At 57.3% G+C, this 21,226-nt stretch carries 26 protein-coding genes and 1 pseudogene; 14 read left to right on the top strand and 13 right to left on the bottom strand.

What is annotated here, in order from left to right; genetic code table 11:
* Positions 1-13 precede the first annotated feature (13 nt).
* The 8 genes from METFOR_RS03165 to METFOR_RS03130 form a co-directional block, all read right to left on the bottom strand.
* Positions 14-1,078: an ABC transporter substrate-binding protein gene (locus tag METFOR_RS03165; protein WP_015284652.1), complete on the bottom strand. Its 1,065-nt coding sequence runs from the start codon at positions 1,076-1,078 to the stop codon at positions 14-16.
* A 10-nt stretch (positions 1,079-1,088) separates the two neighbouring features.
* Positions 1,089-2,015 carry a DUF364 domain-containing protein gene (locus METFOR_RS03160; protein ID WP_148277580.1) on the bottom strand — a complete coding sequence of 309 codons (927 nt, stop codon included), beginning with the start codon at positions 2,013-2,015 and terminating at the stop codon, positions 1,089-1,091.
* A complete protein-coding gene (locus METFOR_RS03155) occupies positions 2,006-3,097 on the bottom strand; it encodes a class I SAM-dependent methyltransferase (RefSeq protein ID WP_015284650.1) in 1,092 nt (363 codons plus the stop codon). Before METFOR_RS03155 ends, METFOR_RS03160 begins: the two co-directional genes overlap by 10 nt.
* 18 nt (positions 3,098-3,115) lie before the next feature.
* Positions 3,116-4,213, bottom strand: a complete 1,098-nt coding sequence (locus tag METFOR_RS03150) for an ABC transporter substrate-binding protein (RefSeq protein WP_015284649.1) — start codon at positions 4,211-4,213, stop codon at positions 3,116-3,118.
* A gap of 104 nt (positions 4,214-4,317) precedes the next feature.
* Positions 4,318-5,169, bottom strand: coding sequence for an ABC transporter ATP-binding protein (locus METFOR_RS03145; protein ID WP_015284648.1), 852 nt, complete (start codon positions 5,167-5,169; stop codon positions 4,318-4,320).
* Positions 5,166-6,269, bottom strand: a complete 1,104-nt coding sequence (locus METFOR_RS03140) for a FecCD family ABC transporter permease (protein ID WP_015284647.1) — start codon at positions 6,267-6,269, stop codon at positions 5,166-5,168. Before METFOR_RS03140 ends, METFOR_RS03145 begins: the two co-directional genes overlap by 4 nt.
* Before the next feature lie 10 nt (positions 6,270-6,279).
* Positions 6,280-7,014, bottom strand: a complete 735-nt coding sequence (locus METFOR_RS03135; protein ID WP_015284646.1) for a metal-dependent hydrolase — start codon at positions 7,012-7,014, stop codon at positions 6,280-6,282.
* Positions 7,015-7,029: 15 nt separating this feature from the next.
* A complete protein-coding gene (locus METFOR_RS03130; RefSeq protein ID WP_015284645.1) occupies positions 7,030-7,476 on the bottom strand; it encodes a hypothetical protein in 447 nt (148 codons plus the stop codon).
* A 182-nt stretch (positions 7,477-7,658) separates the two neighbouring features.
* Here METFOR_RS03130 and METFOR_RS03125 point away from each other — a divergent pair, with 182 nt between their 5' ends.
* From METFOR_RS03125 to METFOR_RS03090, 8 genes and pseudogenes are all read left to right on the top strand, one after another.
* Positions 7,659-8,588 (top strand): class I SAM-dependent methyltransferase, encoded by a 930-nt coding sequence (locus tag METFOR_RS03125; protein ID WP_015284644.1) that lies wholly within the window; start codon positions 7,659-7,661, stop codon positions 8,586-8,588.
* Positions 8,585-9,142 (top strand): FmdE family protein, encoded by a 558-nt coding sequence (locus METFOR_RS03120; protein ID WP_015284643.1) that lies wholly within the window; start codon positions 8,585-8,587, stop codon positions 9,140-9,142. The genes METFOR_RS03125 and METFOR_RS03120 overlap by 4 nt, the downstream gene beginning before the upstream one ends.
* 386 nt (positions 9,143-9,528) lie before the next feature.
* A pseudogene (locus METFOR_RS03115) lies at positions 9,529-9,822 on the top strand (formate dehydrogenase); the annotation flags it as partial.
* Between the two features lie 165 nt (positions 9,823-9,987).
* Positions 9,988-10,830: a molybdate ABC transporter substrate-binding protein gene (gene modA / locus METFOR_RS03110; RefSeq protein WP_015284642.1), complete on the top strand. Its 843-nt coding sequence runs from the start codon at positions 9,988-9,990 to the stop codon at positions 10,828-10,830.
* Positions 10,811-11,329, top strand: coding sequence for a tRNA (N6-threonylcarbamoyladenosine(37)-N6)-methyltransferase TrmO (gene tsaA / locus METFOR_RS03105; protein WP_015284641.1), 519 nt, complete (start codon positions 10,811-10,813; stop codon positions 11,327-11,329). The genes modA and tsaA overlap by 20 nt, the downstream gene beginning before the upstream one ends.
* A 21-nt stretch (positions 11,330-11,350) precedes the next feature.
* On the top strand, positions 11,351-12,124 hold the full coding sequence (locus METFOR_RS03100; protein ID WP_015284640.1) for an ABC transporter permease: 774 nt from the start codon (positions 11,351-11,353) through the stop codon (positions 12,122-12,124).
* A gap of 12 nt (positions 12,125-12,136) precedes the next feature.
* Entirely contained in the window at positions 12,137-13,210 is a 1,074-nt protein-coding gene (locus tag METFOR_RS03095) for an ATP-binding cassette domain-containing protein (protein ID WP_015284639.1), read from the top strand.
* 75 nt (positions 13,211-13,285) lie between these two features.
* Positions 13,286-13,762 (top strand): VOC family protein, encoded by a 477-nt coding sequence (locus METFOR_RS03090; protein ID WP_015284638.1) that lies wholly within the window; start codon positions 13,286-13,288, stop codon positions 13,760-13,762.
* A gap of 33 nt (positions 13,763-13,795) precedes the next feature.
* Here METFOR_RS03090 and METFOR_RS03085 read toward each other — a convergent pair whose 3' ends face one another.
* Positions 13,796-13,978 (bottom strand): hypothetical protein, encoded by a 183-nt coding sequence (locus METFOR_RS03085; protein WP_048110780.1) that lies wholly within the window; start codon positions 13,976-13,978, stop codon positions 13,796-13,798.
* Positions 13,979-14,135: 157 nt separating this feature from the next.
* Here METFOR_RS03085 and METFOR_RS16125 point away from each other — a divergent pair, with 157 nt between their 5' ends.
* Entirely contained in the window at positions 14,136-14,384 is a 249-nt protein-coding gene (locus tag METFOR_RS16125; RefSeq protein WP_083883451.1) for a TOBE domain-containing protein, read from the top strand.
* Between the two features lie 17 nt (positions 14,385-14,401).
* Here the strand turns inward: METFOR_RS16125 and METFOR_RS03080 are convergent, their stop codons facing one another.
* Positions 14,402-15,649 carry a DsrE family protein gene (locus METFOR_RS03080; protein WP_015284637.1) on the bottom strand — a complete coding sequence of 416 codons (1,248 nt, stop codon included), beginning with the start codon at positions 15,647-15,649 and terminating at the stop codon, positions 14,402-14,404.
* Between the two features lie 27 nt (positions 15,650-15,676).
* Positions 15,677-15,946: a hypothetical protein gene (locus METFOR_RS03075; RefSeq protein WP_048111095.1), complete on the bottom strand. Its 270-nt coding sequence runs from the start codon at positions 15,944-15,946 to the stop codon at positions 15,677-15,679.
* Positions 15,947-16,034: 88 nt separating this feature from the next.
* On the opposite strand from METFOR_RS03075, the gene METFOR_RS15715 reads away from it, so the two are divergent.
* Together METFOR_RS15715 and METFOR_RS03070 are read left to right on the top strand one after the other, a co-directional pair.
* Positions 16,035-16,211: a hypothetical protein gene (locus METFOR_RS15715; protein ID WP_015284635.1), complete on the top strand. Its 177-nt coding sequence runs from the start codon at positions 16,035-16,037 to the stop codon at positions 16,209-16,211.
* Positions 16,208-17,416 carry a molybdopterin molybdotransferase MoeA gene (locus METFOR_RS03070; RefSeq protein ID WP_015284634.1) on the top strand — a complete coding sequence of 403 codons (1,209 nt, stop codon included), beginning with the start codon at positions 16,208-16,210 and terminating at the stop codon, positions 17,414-17,416. The genes METFOR_RS15715 and METFOR_RS03070 overlap by 4 nt, the downstream gene beginning before the upstream one ends.
* Positions 17,417-17,476: 60 nt before the next feature.
* Here the strand turns inward: METFOR_RS03070 and METFOR_RS03065 are convergent, their stop codons facing one another.
* On the bottom strand, positions 17,477-18,586 hold the full coding sequence (locus tag METFOR_RS03065; RefSeq protein WP_015284633.1) for an acyltransferase family protein: 1,110 nt from the start codon (positions 18,584-18,586) through the stop codon (positions 17,477-17,479).
* A gap of 65 nt (positions 18,587-18,651) precedes the next feature.
* On the bottom strand, positions 18,652-19,794 hold the full coding sequence (locus METFOR_RS03060; protein ID WP_015284632.1) for a putative sulfate/molybdate transporter: 1,143 nt from the start codon (positions 19,792-19,794) through the stop codon (positions 18,652-18,654).
* Between the two features lie 137 nt (positions 19,795-19,931).
* On the opposite strand from METFOR_RS03060, the gene METFOR_RS03055 reads away from it, so the two are divergent.
* The 3 genes from METFOR_RS03055 (at position 19,932) to METFOR_RS03045 (ending at position 21,217) form a co-directional block, all read left to right on the top strand.
* Positions 19,932-20,120, top strand: coding sequence for a hypothetical protein (locus METFOR_RS03055; protein WP_015284631.1), 189 nt, complete (start codon positions 19,932-19,934; stop codon positions 20,118-20,120).
* Positions 20,121-20,130: 10 nt separating this feature from the next.
* Entirely contained in the window at positions 20,131-20,316 is a 186-nt protein-coding gene (locus METFOR_RS03050) for a hypothetical protein (protein ID WP_015284630.1), read from the top strand.
* Positions 20,317-20,428: 112 nt separating this feature from the next.
* On the top strand, positions 20,429-21,217 hold the full coding sequence (locus tag METFOR_RS03045; RefSeq protein WP_015284629.1) for an MBL fold metallo-hydrolase: 789 nt from the start codon (positions 20,429-20,431) through the stop codon (positions 21,215-21,217).
* The last annotated feature ends 9 nt before the right edge of the window (positions 21,218-21,226 follow it).

Raw genomic sequence — 21,226 nt, 5'->3', positions numbered from 1 at the left:
ATCACCACAACAATCACGCCTTAGCTTTTCCGGACAGGATCTCCTTCACCTGGTCTGAGGTGAGGGGATAGCCGAAGAATTTCTTGTAGAATACGATGGTCTCTGCTTCCAAGTCGAGATCCGCGAATGTATCCGGGTAGAATGTTTTGGCTGCCCACAGCACGGTCAGCGGTGTTTCGATCCCGCGATGACTCCAGATGTGCGCTCCCATCGGTGTGATATATACCCTCTTGTTCTTGATGGCAGGGACAGAAGACAACCTAGTGTCATTGTACACTGCCCCAATCTCTGCTGGTGATGCAACAATGATGATATCCGGGTTCCATTTCACGATCTGTTCTGGTTCGATCTTCAGGCTCTCGGTCTGGCGAGGTTCATCAGTCACGCTCTTCCCTCCTGCTTTCGTGATCCACCAGTCCCCGATCTTGTGCGGAACGCTCATGCTGGTATACTGGAAATACAGAACCTTCGGACGCTGGTCCGCTGGGATTGTGGACACCTTTGCATCGATCCGCTGGATAGTCATATCAAAGAACTGCACGTATTCCTGAGCTTTCTCCTGCTCATCATATATCTCACCCATGAGCGTCATCAGCTTCTTCACATCCTCGGCATCCACCCATGAGAGATAGACCACCCTGATATCGCTTTTATCGAGGCTCTTGACCGTAGCCATGTCCATAGTGAAGACTAGGTCCGGCCCTGCCTTCAGGATCTCCTCGGCATTCGGCTCATAGGAGGCCGACTGCATCCCCGGCTGGCCGATAAGGTTAGGGGCAAAGACTTGCTGGTACTTCCAGCGTCCCTGTTTGATGAAGGATTCCGGCAGCCCGTTAGCTATCGTCCCGTTCTTCCCGAGCGCAAAGATGAATGTGTTCTGGACCGGGACCGACCCGATCGTCACTACTTTCTGGACCGGAACGGGGATTGTCACGTTTCTCCCCATCATGTCCGTTATCATTTTCGTGGTGTGTGACGGTACCGTGTGGCCTTCCGAGGCATAGACCGCATACCCTGCTGCACAGAGAACCACGATCACTGCCACACCGATAATGATGAAAATGCTTTTCTTATCCATACCATACTCCCTAAATTTTTTTTGTCCTGGTCGTGCCATTTACCGGGAAATGATCGTTCCGGATACTGATCCGATCCGCGGATTTGCCAAAGAAATGATAACCGGAGCCGCCTTCACTCAGGATATCCAGGAGATCGTCAGGATGGAGCACGAGGTCACCGCCCAGCACAGATATCCCGCGCCGGAAGAAGGCCCCCGGCAGCATGCTTGCCGTCGGCCCGACAATGATGATGTGTGCCCCCTTCTTCGCACTGGCGAGGATGGGCTCAAGCGAGTGGAAGAGGAGAGACGTGCCGGTGATGACCAGCAGGTCTGCTTGCGGAACTACTTCGGATGTCCGTTCTACCGGCACCCAGAAGGGCATCTCGTCGGGCTTGAGGGTCCGGGGGTCCATCTCGATGATCGAGTACGGCTTTCCCCGTTTTTTCAGCCGCATCAGGATTGGTACAAGTGCCCCGATGACAACGACATGTGCGTCATCCGGGATCTCTACCGTTTCCAGAGGGTCCGTTCCACGTTCGATGTGATAATCCTCCGGAGGTTCCTGCTCCCAGCTGGATGCCGATAGGGCATTTACTACTGCGATCCCGAAGGCCCGTTTAACCGGGCCCGGATCGAAGAGGGCATCAAGGAAGGTCGTGACCGGCCGGCCCCGGAACTTACCGGACCATGGAAGCGCCCGGAGCGAGCTCGGGCAGCAGACTGCCTGAGGGATCTCCTTGATGGGCGTGAAACAGAGTCCACCCGACCCGTTGCTGAGTTTCACCCCGGTGAAGAAGATCCCGATGACAGCCCGTTCGACCGTGATGCCACCGAACTTATGACCGAACCGGGACTGGAGTTCGTCGACGGTCTCCCGAAGGATTGCCCCGGGTTCAGCGGAGATGGCAGTGTCGGGTCGGCTTTTCTGTTCCGGGCGCCGGCGGTTTACTGGCATGAACTGCACCCGCATGAACGTTCCTGGCGGGGCAGCGGGCTCTGCCCTTCCGGCACCTTCTCGGCAACGTGTACCTGCGAGTCCCCGAAGTTCGTGGCGATGGTGGCCCGTTTCGTAACAACCAGACCGTTCATGAACATCGCGGAGGCAAAGTCCTCCGGGTGGCAGAGCGGATGCCCGTAACTGTGGATGGACCGGTCGAGTTCCCTGACGCCGGAAGATCCGGCTCCGCAGACCGGGCCGCAGAACCAGTGATTGGAGACAAAGAGCCCCCGGGGTTTCAGGCTGTTGCAGACTTTTTTGAAGATAGCGGGAAGATCGGCCCGGAACTTGTAGAGCAGGTGAGAGATGAGCACGATATCGTAGCCGGAACCGGGATCATCGGTTACGATATCACCTGCCATAACGGTGATGCGGTCTTCCATACCATACTGCCGGATAAATTCCTGGGTCAGGTCAACGACATGGGGTTTGTCAAAAACAACCGCATGGAGACGGGGGTTCTGCTGACAGGCGGCAATCGCGTAGAGGCCATGTCCACCCCCGATATCGAGAAGTGTTTCAGCGTTACCAAAACCGTCCCATGTACTAAGGATCTTCGTGATGCCCTGGACTTCCCCACGCAGGGCCCGCTCGCCCGCTGCCCGGAGAAACTGCGGGCCCGGTCCCTCGGAAAAGCCGGTGTTTTTCGGAGCGGTGAGGGCAAGCGTCTCAGCAAGATTGTCCCACTGGCCGTTGCCATCTGCGGCATTCAGGATCCAGTCGCCCTGGTATGCCGGGCTGCCCCGGACCAAAAGCCGTGTTGCGAGGTCCGTATTCCCGAAGCGATCATCCTTTCCGGAAAGGAATCCAAGATCGATAAGCGTCTGGAAGAAACTCCGGGTGAACATACCGTTGATGGACAATGCCTTTCCGATATCTTCCCGTAATGCGGGGCCGTGCTCGTCCAGCCAGTCAAAGAGGCCGAGTGTCAGGGCCGCACGGAGTACCTGGTAGCTTTTATACCCCTCAATTATGTTATCGATCGAGGAGATCTCCTCCCCGATCCTGATATTGATGAGATCTGGTTTTTTGCCGTTCATACATCTTCACGTGTTCCGTTATTTTGTGGCAGGCTGCGGGTTGAGGAATTTCTCATACTCAGCGTCGCTGAGTGTGTACCCGTAATACGTCCGGTAAAAGTCCTGCGTCTCAGCTTTGAGATCAATGTCGGAGAATTTCTCCGGGTACAGTGTCTTTGCAAGCCAGATGATTCCTAACGGCGCTTCGGGCGACGGCCGATCCCACCAGAACGATCCGATGGGGCATTCGTAGAGCTGGTTGTTCTTAACAGCACTGATACTGCCCAGCTGGGCGTTGTTCTTCACATCCGCTATGGGAATAAAGGTGCCTTCGTTGCTGCTGATGATGATGACTTCCGGGTTCCATTTCACCAGCTGTTCAAGCGAGGTGTCCCGGTTTGTCCCGAGTTCCTCGGCAACATTGATGCCGCCGGCCGCAGTGACGTACTCCTGTCCCCACCAACTTCCCCCGTTGGTGTGGGTGGTCTTCCCCAGCATGTAGTAGACCCGTTTTTTCTCGTTTGCCGGGATCGCTGCAATACGTTCCTTCACAAGAGCGAGCTTCGTCTCCCAGTAGTTGTTTAATGAGGACGCCTGATTCCCGGATCCCAGGAGCTGGCCCATCATGGCGAACTCAGACCGCATCTGGCTCATGTTGCCGCGGCCGGTCATGACAGTCACAACAGGGATGCCCGCCTCGCGGAGTTTCGTGTTCCCCTTTTCCGAGGTGACACTGGCAATGACGACATCGGGATGGAGCGCGATGATCTGCTCAACATTGATGTCGTCAAAGGATCCGGCATCCGTCACGGACGAGAAACCCGGTTTCATGACCTTGAGCTCGGGCATGATGCACTTGGCGGGCTGGGCAACGATCCTATCTGCCGCTCCCATGACCATCACCTCATGGGTGGCTCCCCCACAACAGGTGACAACAATGCGGTTGACTTCCTGCGGAACAACCACGGTATTGCCCATCATATCGGTGATGGTCCGGGTCTGGTGAGCAACCGGTCCCGCAGCAGCTTTGGGCAATGCAATCACTGCAGCAACTGCAAGGACAGCTCCGATGATAATGATCCCGGCAAGGATCTTGATCAACCGGCTGTTCTTTTGCTTCTTTTCGGGTTCTGTCATAATGATATACCTCTGAATTCCCCGTTCCCTCCCGAATATAGGATGGGATCTGCCTGCTCAGTGTTTCCCGGTCGGAGCGGAACTCTGGTTTTCGGGAAAACGTCTTACCTCATCGCAGGGACCATTGCGGCCATTTTCGGAGAATATTCCGGCTGCTTTGGATCCCGGCACCGGCACTGCCCGGACCGGTGCGGCACGCAGACATGCCGTTCCACGTCATGGCTGTACGTGATTGAGACGTCAACCCCGTATGTCGCCTTCAGGTTCGTCTCCGTGACAACCTCTTCTGCAAGCCCATAGGCCATGAACGAGCCGTGCTGCATGATGGCAACATTGTTGGAGGTGAGGAACGCGTGGTCCGGGAAGTGGGAGCTCATGATCACGGACAAACCGTCACGGGCAAGCCGGTCGATGATCTCCAGGACCCGGATCTGGTTCCCGAAGTCCAGGTGCGAGGTAGGCTCGTCCAGCAGGAGCACCTCCGGTTCCTGCGCAAGTGCCCGTGCAATCATGGCGAGCTGGTACTCCCCGCCGCTGATCTCGTTGACCGGCTTGTCTGTGATCTTTTGTATGCCGACAAGCCCGATGGCCTCGTCCGCTTTTGTACGATCCTCCTTTCCCGGCGAGGCAAAGAGCCCGAGGTGCGGGGCCCTCCCCATGAGGACGAACTCCCGGACACTGAACGGGAAGGTGATCTCATGGGCCTGCGGAACGTACCCGATGACCCGGGCCACGTCGCGATAGTTCAGGGACCGTATGTCCCGGTCGTGCAGGCGGATTGAGCCCGCACAGAGCGGGTAGAGGTTTGCAAGGCACCGGATGAGCGTTGACTTGCCGATCCCGTTCGGACCAAGGATGCAGAGCACCTCCTGCTCCCCAAGCGAGAACGAGATGCCCGAGAAGATCATCCGTACCGAATCGTACCGGAACCCGGCCTGGTTCACGTCAAGGATCATATCCACCCCACCGATTTCCTGCTGAGCAGGTACGCAAAGAACGGGGCGCCAACGATGGCCGTCAGGATCCCGAGCGGGATCTCGGCATTCGTGAGCATCCGCGCAAGGTCATCGATAATGAGCATGTAGCAGGCCCCAAGAAGCAGGCACGCGGGCAGGAGCCGGGTATAATCCGGACCGACCAGCATACGGCCGAGATGCGGGACAACGAGGCCGACCCAGCCGATGATGCCGGCAATGCATACTGCTGATGCCGTGATGAGCGTGGAGCAGAGGATGATCACCTGCCCCATCCGTTTCGTGTCGATGCCGAGCGCCCGGGCCTCGTCGTCGCCCACGGCAAGCAGGTTGATGCGCCAGCGGATGAGGAGGAGGATTCCCGTTGCGATAAGAAAGAACGGGATGACCATCAGGAGGTCGGAATAGCGGACCGAGGCGAGGCTGCCCATCAGCCAGAAGGTGATGGCCGGCAGCTTCTCGTACGGGTCTGCCACGTACTTGGTGAGCGAGATAAGGGCGGTGAAGAACGCGGCAACGATAATACCCGACAGGACGAGGATCAGCGTGGGTGTTGTCCGGTAAAACCTGCTGAGGAGGTACGTGATGGTGACCGCGAGGATCCCGAAGCAGAAGGCCGATACCTGGATCATAGCCATGTTCCACGAGAGGAGGATGGCAAGTGCCGCGCCGAAGCCGGCACCGGATGCCACGCCGAGGATATCCGGTGAGACAAGCGGGTTCTTGAAGAGCCCCTGGTAAGCGGCACCGGCGATGGAGAGTCCGGCCCCGACAAGTACTGCTGCGACAAGCCGGGGGAGCCGGATCTGGTAAATGACATTCTCCTCAGCGGCCGTCCAGGTATGTTCGATTTGGATGAGGTTTCCCGGCACAAGGTCTGTGACCGGTGCTGCAAGTATCTGGAGAACATGCTGCGGGGAGACCTCGTACCTCCCGAAGAAGAGGGAGCAGATGAAGATGAGGGGCAGGAGGCTGTAGATGAAGACCATACCTGTCGCGCCTGCTGATATCCGGCTTGTGAGCTGACCGACTGCTGCCGTTACTCCGGAGAGGGTCGTGGATATCCTTGCAATAGATATCATAATACTCCCTTCACGTGACTGTTACCTCCTGGCTGTCAGCGATCCGGTTATCCGGAAGCTCAATCCGGACATCCGACTGCCAGATCATGGATCCGACGCAAAGGCAGATGGAAAAGAGACCAAAAGCGATCATCTCATAGAACGAGACATGGACCGCCGACTGGATGAGCAGGAAAAAGAAGAGGACCGTGGCGTGGTACACGTAGAACCCGGTGATCCGGCGGTCGATGACATCGCAGGGCCGGATTGAGCCGTAAATCCTGGTATCATTGAAGGGATGGAAGAGCGCGATTCCTTTGCGGCAGCAGCAGTCTTCTGCAAGGTGGAGGACCATGCCAAACAACAGCCCTGCGAGGAACCCCATGACGAGAAGCACGGGAATCTCATCCCCGAATACGAATACCGGGACAAACGCGATTGCTGAAAGAATACCGAAGTTCAGGATTAACCCGGGAAGGGAGTGGGTCAGCCATTTGTCGCCAGGGTTACAATCGATCCTGAAGATCCTGCGATAGAATATGCACATGACCGGTGTGCAGATCCGCCGGCCCACCTGGGCAACCACCCACGCACTCGTCCGGAGCGGATTATTGTTCGGCCGTTTCATCTGGATATCCGGAATGATGGCACCAGTACCCGCACCGATGGCAACTAGGAATGCCAGGGCCGGATTATAATCCACGATGGCACTGCTGAGGATAACGCTGCACAACAGTACGAGCAGGAGATGCTGACGCGTGATCATTGCCGGTTTCCGGAATTATGATGTCGGGGTGGCGGGAGTGGTAACCGGTTCAGGTGCCGGTGCTGCAGGCGCACAGGCATACTGCCGGGCATTCTTCTTCTTCGTGAGCCAGACCAGATCGCCATCGGCAAAGGCGAATGCCTTCATCAGGAGGACCTGCACGTGGGGAGGGACAAATGACGTGTCGGTTGCCTGTGGCGTGAGCAGGAATTTCTTCACCCGCGATCCCCGGCTTGAGGGAAGTGCGTCGAGAGCGGTTATGCACTCGTTTTCCGGAATTGGATCAAATGAGACCGCAATGAAGGCCACTTCTTCGTGGTACAGCCGGTTCCGGGATGCCCGGTACAAGCCAACCGGTGATTGCACTCCGGTGATCGGGGCAATATTCCATCCGTCGAATTCAGAAAAATACTGGCGGATGTCCCGCTCGGCAAAGGTTGTCATGACATCTTTTGAGCCCATAGTGATCCTGATCCGGTTGTCTGTTGGACCATTTAAGTTTTGGGAAATTGGTTAATTTTTTGAGAAGTAAACTAATATCATTTTACAAGAGAGTTTTCATCTCCTGCACCATGTTCGCTTAATGTCATTAATAAATGAAAAAATCAATTAGTATAAGTGAACAACAAACGGGGAGAGAATCAATGAACGAGTATACCAGCCCCCCATATACCGGGAGTATCCCTTTACCAACTTGGAGTGAACGGTGGCGCCGGGTCAAGCTGGCGCACTGCGCCGTGCCGAACTATGGCAACAACAAGCAGTTCTGGAACAACAGGAAGAATGTCAAAACCGTGTACATGAAGGGCCGGGAGAAGAACCAGCACCAGACCGGGGAACGGCTGGAGGCCATGGCGATACCCGATGGCTCGCGCGTGCTGGACATCGGCGCCGGACCCGGCACGTTTGCCATACCGCTGGCGGCCCGCGGGTGTACGGTGACGGTTGTCGAACCTTCGGATGTGATGCGGGAGGCACTGGCTGAACGAATTGTCCAAGAGAACATCTCCGGCATATCGGTTATCCCGAAACGGTGGGAGGATGTGGGCATGGAAGAACTCGGCGAGCCCTACGATATCGTGATCGCGTCCTACTCCCTCACGATGATGGACATTGCAGAGGCAATCGCAAAGATGCAGCGCTGCTGCCACGGGACCGTACACCTCTTCTGGTTCCTTACCCCGCCAGCCTGGGCGAACGTGAACCGGGACCTCTGGCCGCTGATCCATGGCGGGGAGTTCCCGGGCGAGCCCACGGCTGACTGGCTCTTTATGGTCCTTTTCGAGATGGGGATCTACGCGAACCTTACTGTCGAGACCAAGTCACCGGCATCCTCCTTTGCCACGTTCGAGGAGGCTACGGGAGAATACATCCGGCGCCTGAACTGCGCGGCTCCGGAGCATGAGGAAATTGTGAGGAATTATCTCCACGCCATGCTGCGGAAGACGGACCAGGGATTCGTGCTGGGGGAAAAGACCCTTGGCGCCCATCTCTGGTGGAATGTCGCTGACGCACGGAATACCGGCGGGAACAACAAAGATAACAAGACCTCAGGAAAGAGGAGGAGATCATGAGCGATTATGATAGTTTGTTTGCAAAAGCGAGAGAATTCCACGGTCATGTCTGCGCCGGGATCGTGCTGGGCACCCGGCTGACAATCGCCGGGCTCCGCGAACTCGGGCTGAACCCTCTCGAACACCACCGCGATCTGATCGTATACATGGAGATCGACCGGTGCGGCGCTGATGCCGTGCAGGCCATCACCGGTTGTTCGCTGGGCCACCGCAGCCTCAAGTTCCGCGACTACGGCAGGTTTGCCGCAACGTTTGTCGACCTGAAGTCCGGCCGGGCCGTGCGGGTTGCCGTGGACGAGAAGAACCGGGCAAAGCACGACCAGATGGACCCAAAGGAGATGCTGCAGGCCCTTGCGACCGCCCCTGATGAAGAGATCCTAAAGATTCAGCGGGTCTCCGTTGAAATTCCCGAGAACGATATTCCAGGGATGCCGAAACACAAGACGCTCTGCACGCAATGCGGCGAGCGGATCATGGACGGCCGCGAGATTATGCGGGATGGCAAGGCCATATGCAAAGCCTGTGCGGACGGGGCATATTACCTGGTGCTGTGATCCCGGCCCCGGATCCGACCCCCCACCGGGTCTTCCGGCCCCACACTTCCCTGAATTCCTCCCCCGCGATCGATCAGAAGGGCAACAATTAATCCGATTTTGGCGCCCGTATTATTCCCAGATCCTCGAAATTTCCCCTATACATCAATATTTTTGAAATCGATCGCTGTAATTCGCCAAAAACCGCGACTATCCGGAAACCCGTTTCCTAAAATGGGCTCTGATCCGAAAAATAAGCCCAAATCAAAGAGATAATTTTATGGTGTAATTACTCCTCAACGGAGAGTAAGAGCATGAGAAGAACGCAGTTCTTCGAAGGAGAGAGACATTCAAACGTTCCCTGAAAGCCAGAAGTATCATGGATCATTCCTCCAGCCCTCCCCTCCGGTGAGGTCCCCCCGAACTTCATGTTCCACCTCATCTGCTTCGCCCACATTGCATCGAGCTGCGTGAACTGCGGCCAGTGCCAGGAACTCTGCCCGTCGGAGATCCCGAACGCCCTCTTCATGCACTCCCAGCAGGTCGAGCTCGAAAAGATGTTCGGCCACGTCCCCGGCCGGGACATGGAACTCCCGATCCTTGCCTATGCTGAGGAGAGAGAGGAGCGCGCCCGCCTGCACAACACCGGCAGCGACATGATCTACGAGAATGTGTTCAACCCGATGCCGGGCAAACATTAATCTTTTTTTCCTTCTTTCCCACGCAGCGAACACACCTGGCAGTTCCTGCTGTACGCTGCAATGGTTCAACCGGAATATCCGGCTTTTCTGGTTAACAAATAAAAAAAGTAAATCAATAATTATTTATTAGTGTCCGGTCGATCCCTGATCCTCGGAATGATTTCCATGACCCAGAAACTGAACTCAACACTCATCATCAGTATCGCCCTCGTCATCCTGTTCATCGCAGCGGCATGTGCCGGCTGCACCTCCTCGTCACAGGGTGCAAAGAGCACCGCAGCGGCAACAACCGCAGTTCCCACGGAGAGCATCCTCGTCTTCTCCGGCGCTGGGCTCAAGGCCCCGATGGAAGATGCTGGTAAGGCATTCACGCAAAAGTACGGCATCGGCGTCCAGTACAGTTATGGCGGAAGCGGAGTCCTCATCACGCAGATGAACCTGACCCACAAGGGTGATGTCTTCATCCCCGGCTCGACGAACGAGTGGAAGACCGCAAAAGCGCAGGGCCTCGTCGATTCCTACCAGCTTGTTGCCTACCACGTGCCGGTGATTGTGGTGCAGAAGGGCAATCCGAAGAACATCGCCACGCTGAAGGATTTTGCACAGCCTGGCATGAAGATCGCACTCGGTGATGTCGATGCCACGGCCATCGGCAAGGCTGGGGCGAAGATGTTCAAGAAGCTGAACATTACCGCTGACGTTGAGAAGAACGTGGTGACCCGCACACCGACCATCAACGAACTGGTCACGATCATGAATGCCGGGCAGGCCGACGCCGCCCTCCTGACGCTTGACAATGTCAAAACCGACAAGATGGACATGATCGAGATCCCGCTTACGGTAAACGAGGTCCTGATCACTCCCATCGGTATGACCACGTTCACGCAGAATTCCGATGCCGCAGCAAAGTTCGTGGCGTTCGTGGCATCGGACGAGGGCAAGGCGATCTTTGCAAAGCACGGGTTCCCGATCTACCCGGACCCGGTCTATGCGAACGTCCAGCCGTAAGGGAGACCGTAAAGAGACCATGATGGACTTCCGCCCGATAGGGATTGCGCATTCAGAGCTCACGACACGCGGTGCACCCCCGTTCCAGAGCTCGTTCTCGCAGGCCACAGGGACAATCGAGGTCTTTTTCGAATACCGTGAGGGGCTCCGCGACATCGAAGGATTCTCGCACCTCATCATCCTCTCCCATTTCAACCAAGCAGAGAAGCGGGCACTTGCGGAGAAGCCGCTCCTGGACGGGGAGGCAAACCACGGCATCTTCGCCACCCGCCACTTCAACCGGCCCAACCCGATCGGGATCTCGTACGTTGCCCTGACAGGGATTACTGATGGGGTTCTCTCGGTGAAAGGGATCGACCTTCTTGACGGGACACCGGTCCTCGATATCAAGCCCTATATCCCGGCGTTCGATTCCATCCCTGATGCCGCCCCCGGGTGGGTCACCACGACACATGTCGGGAGGCTCCGGGAAGCGGGATCGGGTATCCGGCAGCAGTAACCGGGCGGGCAGGAGTCGCGGATGCGGAAAGTATCGCTGGCCTTAACCCTCATCCTCTTTCTTGTTATCAGCGGGATGCTCCTTGGCCTCCTCTTCTACTCTCCGCTCTCCACGCTTCTTTCGAGCCTTGCAAGCCCCGAGATCCGGTTTGCGATCCTGCTCAGTCTTGTAACGAGCGTGGCATCGACCATCATCTGCATAGCTATAGCCGTCCCGGTTGCCTATGCGCTTGCCCGGTATACGTTCCCGGGAAAGCGGATCGCAAGCCTTGTCCTGACACTTCCCCTGACACTCCCCCCGCTGGTTGCCGGCATCGCGCTCCTCCTCTTTTTCGGCACAACCCCGTGGGGAAAGGCACTCGACAGTGCCGGCTTTGCTGTTATCTTCACCCCGCTGGGGATCATCGTTGCGGAAGTCTTCGTCAACCTCCCCTACATGGTCCGCATCATGCGCTCGACGTTTGCATCCATCAACCCGCGGTTCGAGCACGTGGCAAAGACGCTCGGGTGCACGGAGACCGGTGCATTCTTCCGGGTCTCCCTTCCCATGGCACGGCACGGCCTCATTGCCGGCACCGTGATCACGTGGTCCAAGGCAATGGGGGAGTTCGGCGCAGTCCTGATGCTTGCCGGCGCAACAACCATGCGGACCGAGACACTGCCTATCGCCCTCTACCTCAATATCTCGACAGGAGACGTGGACCTTGCCATCGCGGCCGCGACCATCCTGATCCTGATCTCGCTTGTCGCGCTCTGCACGGTCGAATACCTTGACAAGAACGTGAACGTCTTTTAGGGAGGTCCAACCATGCTGCGCATTGAATCCCTCTCCATAACGCTGGGAGAATTTTCCGTTCATGATGTTTCGCTTGAGATCCGTTCCGATGAGTACTTCATCATCCTCGGGCCGACCGGCGCGGGAAAGACGGTTCTCCTGGAGACCATTGCCGGGATTCATATTCCCAAGGATGGAAGGATCCTTCTCGATACGGTTGACATTACGGAACGCGAACCCCGCGAACGGAACATCGGCATGGTATACCAGGACTACATGCTCTTCCCCCATCTCACGGTTGAAGAGAACATCGCGTTCGGGCTGAACCAGAAAAAAGTCCCCGCACATGAACAGCGGGATCGCGTGCTGGAAATGTACGACCTGATGGAGATCGGGCATCTGAAAAAACGCTACCCCGGCACGCTCTCCGGTGGGGAACAGCAGAGAGTGGCCCTGGCCCGGGCCCTCGTGCTCCGGCCGGAAGTCCTGCTTCTCGATGAGCCGATGAGCGCACTCGACAGCCGGAGCCGGGAGCGGATGCGCCGCGAACTCTCCCGGATCCGGAGCGTGACCGGGACAACCATCGTCCAGATCACCCACCATTTCGACGATGTCTTTGCCCTTGCCGACCGGATCGCCATCATGCGGGAGGGTCGGATTGTGCAGGTGGGAGAGACATCGGAAGTTTTTCTCCACCCGGAAGACACTTTCGTTGCCGAGTTCCTGGGGATCAGCAACATCATACGGGGGAGATCGGTACGTGAGAGGAATATTGTCCGCATCACACCCACACGCGGCCCGGCCTTTACTGCGGCCTCACCCGTCACGGGAGACGTGGTCACCACCCTGCATGCCGAGGACGTGATCCTCTCAAAAGCGCCGTTCGAGTCCAGTGCCCGAAACTGCCTGCGGGGGATCGTTACCGGGATCGTTTCTTCGGGAAGCACAGTGCGGGTGAGCCTGGATGCGGGATTCCCGCTCACGGCACTCCTCACCCGCGAGAGCTGTCGTGACCTTGACCTGAAAGAGGGGAGCGGGGTATTTGCAACGTTCAAGGCAACGGCCGTCCACGTGATTTCCATGAATGGGGATGAACGCTCGGAGTGAGAAAACGCTGGGCAATACTTTCACCCTTCCCTGCCGCGCTTTTATCTTGTTCCTTGTGGAACGATACCGACAACCATGATACCTGATTGCAGGCTTACGGCGTTTGTCCTCTTTGTCAGCAACATTGAACGATCGAAACGGTTTTACCAAAATCTCCTTGGCCTTGAGATCGAGATGGACCTCGGGGTTAACGTGGGGTTCAGGAACGGCCTTGCACTCTGGCAGAAGGATTTTGCCCTGAACGTGATCCATGGAAAACAGACCCCGCCGGTCAAGGGAAACGATATCGAGATCTATTTCGAGACCGGGTCCATCGAAGATGCCTGGGAAACCGTTTGTTCGCAGGGGGTCGAAGTCGTCCACGAACTCCGCGAGCAACCATGGGGCCAGAGAGTGTTCCGGGTCTATGATCCAGACCGGTTCATTGTCGAATTCGGGGAACCGATGCCGGCTGTCATCCTTCGGATGCATCGCGAGGGGATGACAGAAGAAGAGATCGCAAAGAAGACAACAATGCCAGCGGAGATCATGCACCAGATTCTGGTGGCGTGAGAGCCCGGGCATACAAAGCGCCGCGTTCCCGTATCACAGCAAGGATCTCGTCACGGATCCAAGTGCTGTGATCCCGGCCACAAATCCGACCCCTCCCGGTTCCTCCGGCTCCACTCTTCCATGAAAAGATTCCTCCAAGGCGCCGAAGAGTATCTTCCGGTGCTCCCTCGAAAAACTTCTTTTTTCTCGTGTCTCAAATCTGATGAGTTTCAACATTCTCTAGCTCCTACTGCCGTTCCGACAGTAGTCGCTCATCCAAAAGGCACCAATTAGGCAACTTTTGGAGCCTGAAACGGCCCCCATATACACAAAATAGCCTTAAAAAAGCCCCCGTTCCAAAACATCACCCTTTAATTCGCCAAAAAATGCGAGTATCCAAAAACCCGTTTTTCAAAATGGGCTCCGATCCGAAAAATGTGCCCGCAAAACGGAGATAATTTTACCAAGGGGGACACTCGGATATACCTGGAAAAATGGGGGCATCCTGAATGCGGGGATCCCGCTCACAGCACTACTCACCCATGAGAGCTGCCGCGAACTGGACCTGGAACAAGGGGGGCTGGCGTATGCAACCTTCAAGGCAACGGCTGTACACGTGATTCCATTGAACAGCACGGAATGAAAAAAACGTACCGGGTATCAGAACAGCAGCACCCGCTGGTGCTCGGCATGCACATTTCCCGGCGGATAGAAGAGGATCTTGCCAAGCCCCGGGAAACCGATATCAAGGACGGCGTTTAAGTCCTTGTTCTTCACAAGCCCGCGCTTCTGCAATGACTGCACGAGGACAAAGAAATGAAGGTTCTCGCTCCCCGCCACGGCGTTGATAATGTCCTGGATCGTGAACAGAGGGGTTTCCGCGGGTGTCCGGTGCGTCCCGGCAACCGAGTACACACCGTCTTCAAGGAAGACAACGCGGGTCAGCACGCCCTGGTGGGCACAGGCAACAGCTAAGGAGACTGCCCCAAACGCCATCCCGGTGCTGTACGGAGACGTCGTGATGAGGATTGTCACCGGGGGGGCGGTACTGCTCTTCTCGGCACGGTCAAAGGAGACCGCCATCCCTTTTTTCGGGAAATTGACCGAGCCGGCATTTGCGGAGAGGATGATGTGCGGACGCTCGAACCGGTCAATGATCGCATTGAGGTCGCGGATATGGAACGGCTTGATGGCGCAGGTCGAGACAACCGATCCCTTGCCGTCGTCCCAGGTACTGTACCCCCGGGCCGTTGCATACCGGTTGCAGGCAAGGAAGAGGCTTGATAAATTCTGTTTTGCCGCACGCTCATGGATCTCTTCGAGACCGCGCCCGACATTCTCTGAATCGGCCGGGCTCTGGGCTGTGTGGCCCATGTGGACGCCATCGAGGTACGCGTAGAGTTCCGGGGAGAGACGGGCCTCGATGCCGGCATTCAGGCACCTCAGGCCATACACGGCGGAGAGGTGCATGTAGGGCGACTCGCTCTGGAACCAGCCGATGCCATCGGGAAGCGGCGGCCGGTTCTGCCGCACGAGCCCGAGTACGTCCTTCCAGAAGGAGGGGTGGTTGTCCACGGCAAGGCTGTTGGTGTCGATCACCTGGTCGGGATATTTCATCTTCAGGCGGCCGACCGGGATCCCGCGGAGGTCCAGCTCCTGCCGGTCGCAGATGATCCTGACCGCGGTCAGCGAGAGGATAACCGACCAGATCTGCACGGTCTCGGCATCCTCAAGGCTGTATAATGCGTCCCCGGTCAGGAGGAAGGTGACAACCGGGCTCTCGGCCGGGGCCCGGTGCATCAGCGACTCCGGGTAGAGCTGGACAAAGAAGAACTTGAGACACTCCTCGATCCACGAGAGCCGTTCAACGGACAGGCTGCCGGAAAGGAGGAAAAAATGCGTTGTCATGGTCCGGAACTCATTCGTTTACCGCTCTCATTTTCTCGCCAGCCGGATCTCCCAGTGCCCGTCCGGCAATCGTGTGGTCTCTATCAAGAGGCCTTCCTCCCGTGCAATTCGCGGAATGGAGATCGTAACAGCGGGGAAATTATCGCAGGTAATGAATAATTCCCCGGAGGTGGATAAAGCCTTTGCGTTCTTCTCTACGACAGACAGGCAATACGGGCTTATTGTCCCGGAAATGTCGAGTTTCTTCTGGTTTGTCACAAATAATCCCCGGTTCGGGCAGAGTACGGTATCTCTCATTGTTTTGTCCCGGGTTAAAATCCCTGCGTCGGCATGCATGATCACAAGAAGTAAACCCAATAAGCAAGTACACCAAACATGAGCAACTATGAGTGACGATACGATCAAAAAAGCACTGGAAGAAGCCGGAATAACAGAGAAGATCACCTGCCCGCAGGCATTTGCGATCGCCGAGAAGGCAAAAGTCTCGCGGAAAGCCGTGGGCGAGTACTGCACAAAGAACCGGATCAAGATCCGGGAGTGCCAGCTGGGCTGCTTCAAATGAGCAGGTTCTTCTCGGTCATTTCCGTAGAGGACGCGGTCAGGACTGCCGAAAGGATCGCCCCACCATCACAGCCGGAGAAGATCCCGATCGATACATCTGCCGGGCGCGTTCTGGCAGCAGATGTCCATTCGGACACGGACATTCCCGGGTTCGACCGTTCGGTTGTTGACGGGTACGCGGTCCGGTCCGCAGATACGACCGGTGCGGGAGACTCGATCCCCGCGCTCCTCCGCTGCGTGGGGCGGGTCGCGATGGGAAAATCCGACCCGTTGCTTGTGATTGGTAACGCTGAGTGCGCCTACATCCCGACGGGGGGCGTTCTCCCGCAGGGAGCCGATGCAGCGGTGATGGTCGAGTACACTGAAACGGCCGGGGACACGGTTCTTGTAAAAAAGGCGGCCTCCCATGGAGAGAACATCATCAGGAAGGACGAGGACTTCCGGTATGGTGAAACAGTCTTTACCGCAGGCCACAGGCTCACGCCTCAGGATACCGGCGTCCTCTCGGCCTGTGGTTGTGTGGATGTCACCGTAGCAAAAAAACCCGTTGTCGGGATCATCTCGACCGGTAACGAACTCGTGCCGGCCGACGTTGTACCCGGGCCCGGTCAGGTGCGGGACGCAAATGCCCCGATGCTTGCCGCATGGCTCCTTGAATACGGCTGCCTGCCGCGGCGGTACGGGATCGCAAAGGACGAGCGTGAAGCATTCGAGGCCGTGATCGCAAGGGCAGTTGCGGAATGCGATGTTGTCCTCCTCTCCGGGGGAAGCTCCAAGGATGACCGGGACATGACGGCAAGCGTCATTGCATCGAAGGGGGAGGTGCTGGTCCACGGGATCGCGCTCGCGCCGGGCAAGCCGACCATTATCGGGACGATCGGCAGTACACCGGTCTTCGGGCTGCCCGGACACCCGGCCTCGGCCTTTGTCGTCCTGATCGCGATCGTCCGCCCGCTGCTCGACCGGATGCTCGGGCAGAGTGAGCCCCTCATCCGGACCGTGCGGGCAACGCTTTCTGAGAACATCCCCTCGCAGCGCGGGAGGGAGGAGTACGTCCGCGTGAAGGTCAGAGACGGAATCGCGACCCCGTTCTTTGGCAAGTCCGGGCTCCTCAACACGCTTGTCCGGAGCCACGGGTTGATCCGGATTCCGGCAGGGTTCGAGGGGCTTGAGAAGGGCAGCACCGTTGATGTAATTTTGTGGTGACCCGGACCTTCGAGCCGGCACCCCGCTCCTGGCGGGGCCGCATCTTTTTTACAAAGCCGCTTACGCTGGATCCTTCTTCTGGACAGCGACACCGAACAGTGCCCGGACAACCGGAATTCTTCTGATGATCTCGTAGCAGGCAAACGTCACAAAGAGACTGAGGATGACGATTAGCGTGTATTGTACTACCGGCGGGACAGGTATGGCGATAAGGTAGTACGCAACAGCCACCAGGACGGCATGGTGGATGATGTAGACCGGGTATGATGCCGCGGACAGGTATGTCGTGACGGCGTTGGAAAAATCCAGCAGGTGCCTCCCGGCTCCCAGGAGGGCGAGCGCCCCGGTCCAGCCAGTCAGGACAAAGAGCGGAGATGATCCCCAGAAAAGTTCCCATTGACCGAGCACAATCCCGCCAACCCACATGACGCCTATGGTGAGCGCGATCCATACCGCAACGAGAAGTACCCGGTTCTCGTCCAGTGAAACCTGAACCTTATCCGACGCAATCAGGGTATACCCGATGAGGAAGAACAATAAGTACGACAGTAACGAATACCCAGCCACGTTCGGGCCGGCTGCATTCAGGAGCCAGGCCGGGACAAAGAGGAGGAAGAGAAACGGAAGGGGCATGACGATGGAGGTGAACCGGGATCCGATAAGCCGCCGCGAGAGCTGGATCAGGCAGAGTGCTGCAAGGGAGACGATAAAGAGGAACAGGAGGAACCAGAGGTGGTCCACGCTGAAGCCCCCGGTCTGCCCATTGGTATACGGGATGGTGAATGCCGAACTGAAAAAATGCATGACTGCCCCGGCAAAACTCCCGTCATAGCCGGTGTGGAATTTCAGGGCAAAGTAGGCAATGACAGGGCAGACAAGGATTACCCCGGCAAAGAAGGGAACGAGAAGTCGCTCTGCACGTTCTTTCAGGTACGCGAGGGGCGTGCGTTTCTGTAAAGCAAACCTGGTGCTGATCCCGGCAATGGAGAAGAGGAGCGGCATGATCCAAGGCTCGATGGCAACCGTGAGACAGTGCGCTGCCACGGAGGAGTACGGGGACATGACATAGTAGCTGTACCATCCGGCACAGAAGACGAAAGCGGCGTGGAGCGGGAAGAGCAGGAGGATAGCGATCCACCGCAGGTTGTCGATGAAATGCAGCCGGGCCATGAACGATCTGATATGCGATCCGAAGAAAGAAGACGGTTACGCTCCGGGCCGGGCCGGCCGGCGTTTCAGCTTGCCGGTGCAGCCCTCTTCGCGTGCCATGCCAGCAGGTATGCGAGGATCATTCCCGCGATGAAGGCAAGCGTCATCGAACTGACCAGCGCAAGGATGCCGATGACCACGGTCACAGCCAGAGAATCCGATTTCAGGCTGTGGCGCCCCATCTCGATCCCGACAAAGACAAGCAACGCGCCGAGCACACCGACTGCGATAAGGGAGAGGACCTGCGGCGAAGTAAAGAACAGAGCTAGCACGATGAAGATGATACCCGCGTAGATATTCGCTCCGCCGGTCCGGGCGCCGTACCGGTATTGTCCCGCAAGCCCGCCGGCACCATGGCACATCGGGAATCCGCCAAACGGGACAGTGGTCAGGTTCATCAGGCCAATAGTGGTGGAGAATTTCTTCGGCGGCACATCCCTCCCGAACAGGTCCTTTGTCAGGAGCGAGGTGGCAAGGATGGCGTTTGCGATGGTAAGGACCAGCTGGGGAAGAACGAGCTCCGAGACGGCCGGGATGATATCCGTGGTGAGGGGGATCACGAGCCGTGGTGCAGGGATCAGGCTGACCGGGGGCAGGCCAAAGAGCATGATGCCGCCGACAAGGCCTACGGCGATGACACAGATCGAGGAGAGGTCGGGGATCCCCCGGAACCGGACCAGAAGGAGGAAGCCGACAATGACCGCGATCCCGATCCCGAAAAAGAGGGGGTCTTTGATAATGAAGCCGGCAGATGATCGGAAGAGGAGGAGGGCAAGGCCGAGCTGGATGCCTCGCACAACGCTCTGGGGCACATACTGTTCGATGATCTCGAAGAAACGACCGTAACCAAGGACGAGGAAGATGATGCCGAGGACCAGGCCGGCAACCGCGATCTCCCCGGCCGAGATCCCGCCGGTCGCACCTGCGGCAATGACCACGACGGCGATCGCCTTCATCGGTTCCAGCGGGATGGGCAGCCGGTAATACAGGCCGGTGAGGATGAACCAGATCCCAAAAAAGAGGAGGGTGTAGCGGGGGTCAACATCAGAGACGAGCGCAACGGCAAGGATGAGCGGGATGATGGTCCCAAAGTCCCCGAACGATCCTGCAAGCTCCGTGAGGGAGAACGAGAGCGGGAGCGGGGGGATTTTTTCTGTCGCCTGGGTCACAGGATAGTATCCTTTGCGTTTACTACAATAAAGGAGATGAACGGGATTAACCTTTCCAGCCGCCCTGCCATCCGCCGTCGGGCACGTATTCAATAAATTTATCTGTTTGTTCACTGTACCAGTCAGTAAGGTATGCTATGGCGGATATGTTCACGGACCTTTTGATCTATATCGGTATCGGGGTCATCACGTTTGCCATCGGAATGGTACTCGGGTACCAGCTGCTGGTCATGTACTACACGAAACGGTTCCTCGTTATTGCAAAGGAGTGTTCGGATGCGGACTCGGTCGTCCCGCTCGTGGACGAGCTTGCGAGGGAGTCGTGAGAGGGGAACCATGGTAGACATACTGAGTTATTCCCTGGTCATGGTCACCTGCTTCTGTTTCGGGTTGATCGTCAGCTTCCAGATTGCCCATATCCACTATGCACGAAAGCTCACAACACTGGTGCGCCGCTCCATATCCACAAAAACCATTGCGCCGGTGCTTGCCGAATACGAGACCCTCAAACCCCGGAAATAATCTTTTTTCCCGCTTCTCCCGTCCGCATTCCCTTCGCGGGCACTTCTGCCACGAACGGTTCCGGACTGTCGCAAATCAAATCTCTAATACGAAGAAGGCCAATACTAGGGTAATGCGTTGTACTGTGCTTGCCAGCGGGAGCAAAGGCAACTGTGCCATCATCGAAGGCTCATCCGCCACCCTTTTGATCGACGCGGGTCTCAGCGCGAAGGAACTCTTCCGTCGCATGGCCATGGCCGGTCTCGACCCGGAAGGGATCAGCGCCATCCTCGTCACCCACGAGCACGGCGACCATATCCGCGGGCTTGACGTGACCGCACGGAAACTCGATGTTCCGGTCTACGCAACCGAAGGGACGCTCCGGGATTTCCTGGGATTCCGGAAGGTGTCGAAAAAGCCGCTCGTCCACCATACCTGCCGGTACCACGAGCGATTTACCATCGGGGACATCTCCGTGGAGCCATTCGCCACCTCCCATGACGCGGCAGAGCCCTGCGGGTTCATCCTGACCGAGGGGGACTGCCGGATCGGGTACTGCACCGACACCGGGGTCATGACACCGCAGATGCACGCCCTGCTCCGGCCCTGCGACGGGATCGTGCTTGAGAGCAACCACTGCCCGGAGATGCTGGCAAACGGGCCGTATCCCGAATCACTCAAGCGGCGGATCCGGTCAAAACACGGCCATCTCTCCAACCAGGCGGCAGCGGAATGCCTCCACGGTTTTGGGAAGGACGTGCCCCACATCATCCTCGCGCACTTGAGCGAGATCAACAATACTCCGGAGAAGGCACGGGGCACCGCCCGCGACGGTCTCGGCCTCTTTTTCGAGGAGGAACACGTTGTCGTGGCAACGCAATGCGGGAGCTGCCCTGAAACCCCGCAGGAGATCCGGCTCTGAACGGATCCC

Origin of the sequence: Methanoregula formicica SMSP (assembly GCF_000327485.1) — an archaeon.
Classification (GTDB): domain Archaea; phylum Halobacteriota; class Methanomicrobia; order Methanomicrobiales; family Methanospirillaceae; genus Methanoregula; species Methanoregula formicica.
Note: the sequence above shows the minus strand (reverse complement) of the source record. Positions and strands in the feature narration are given on the sequence as shown.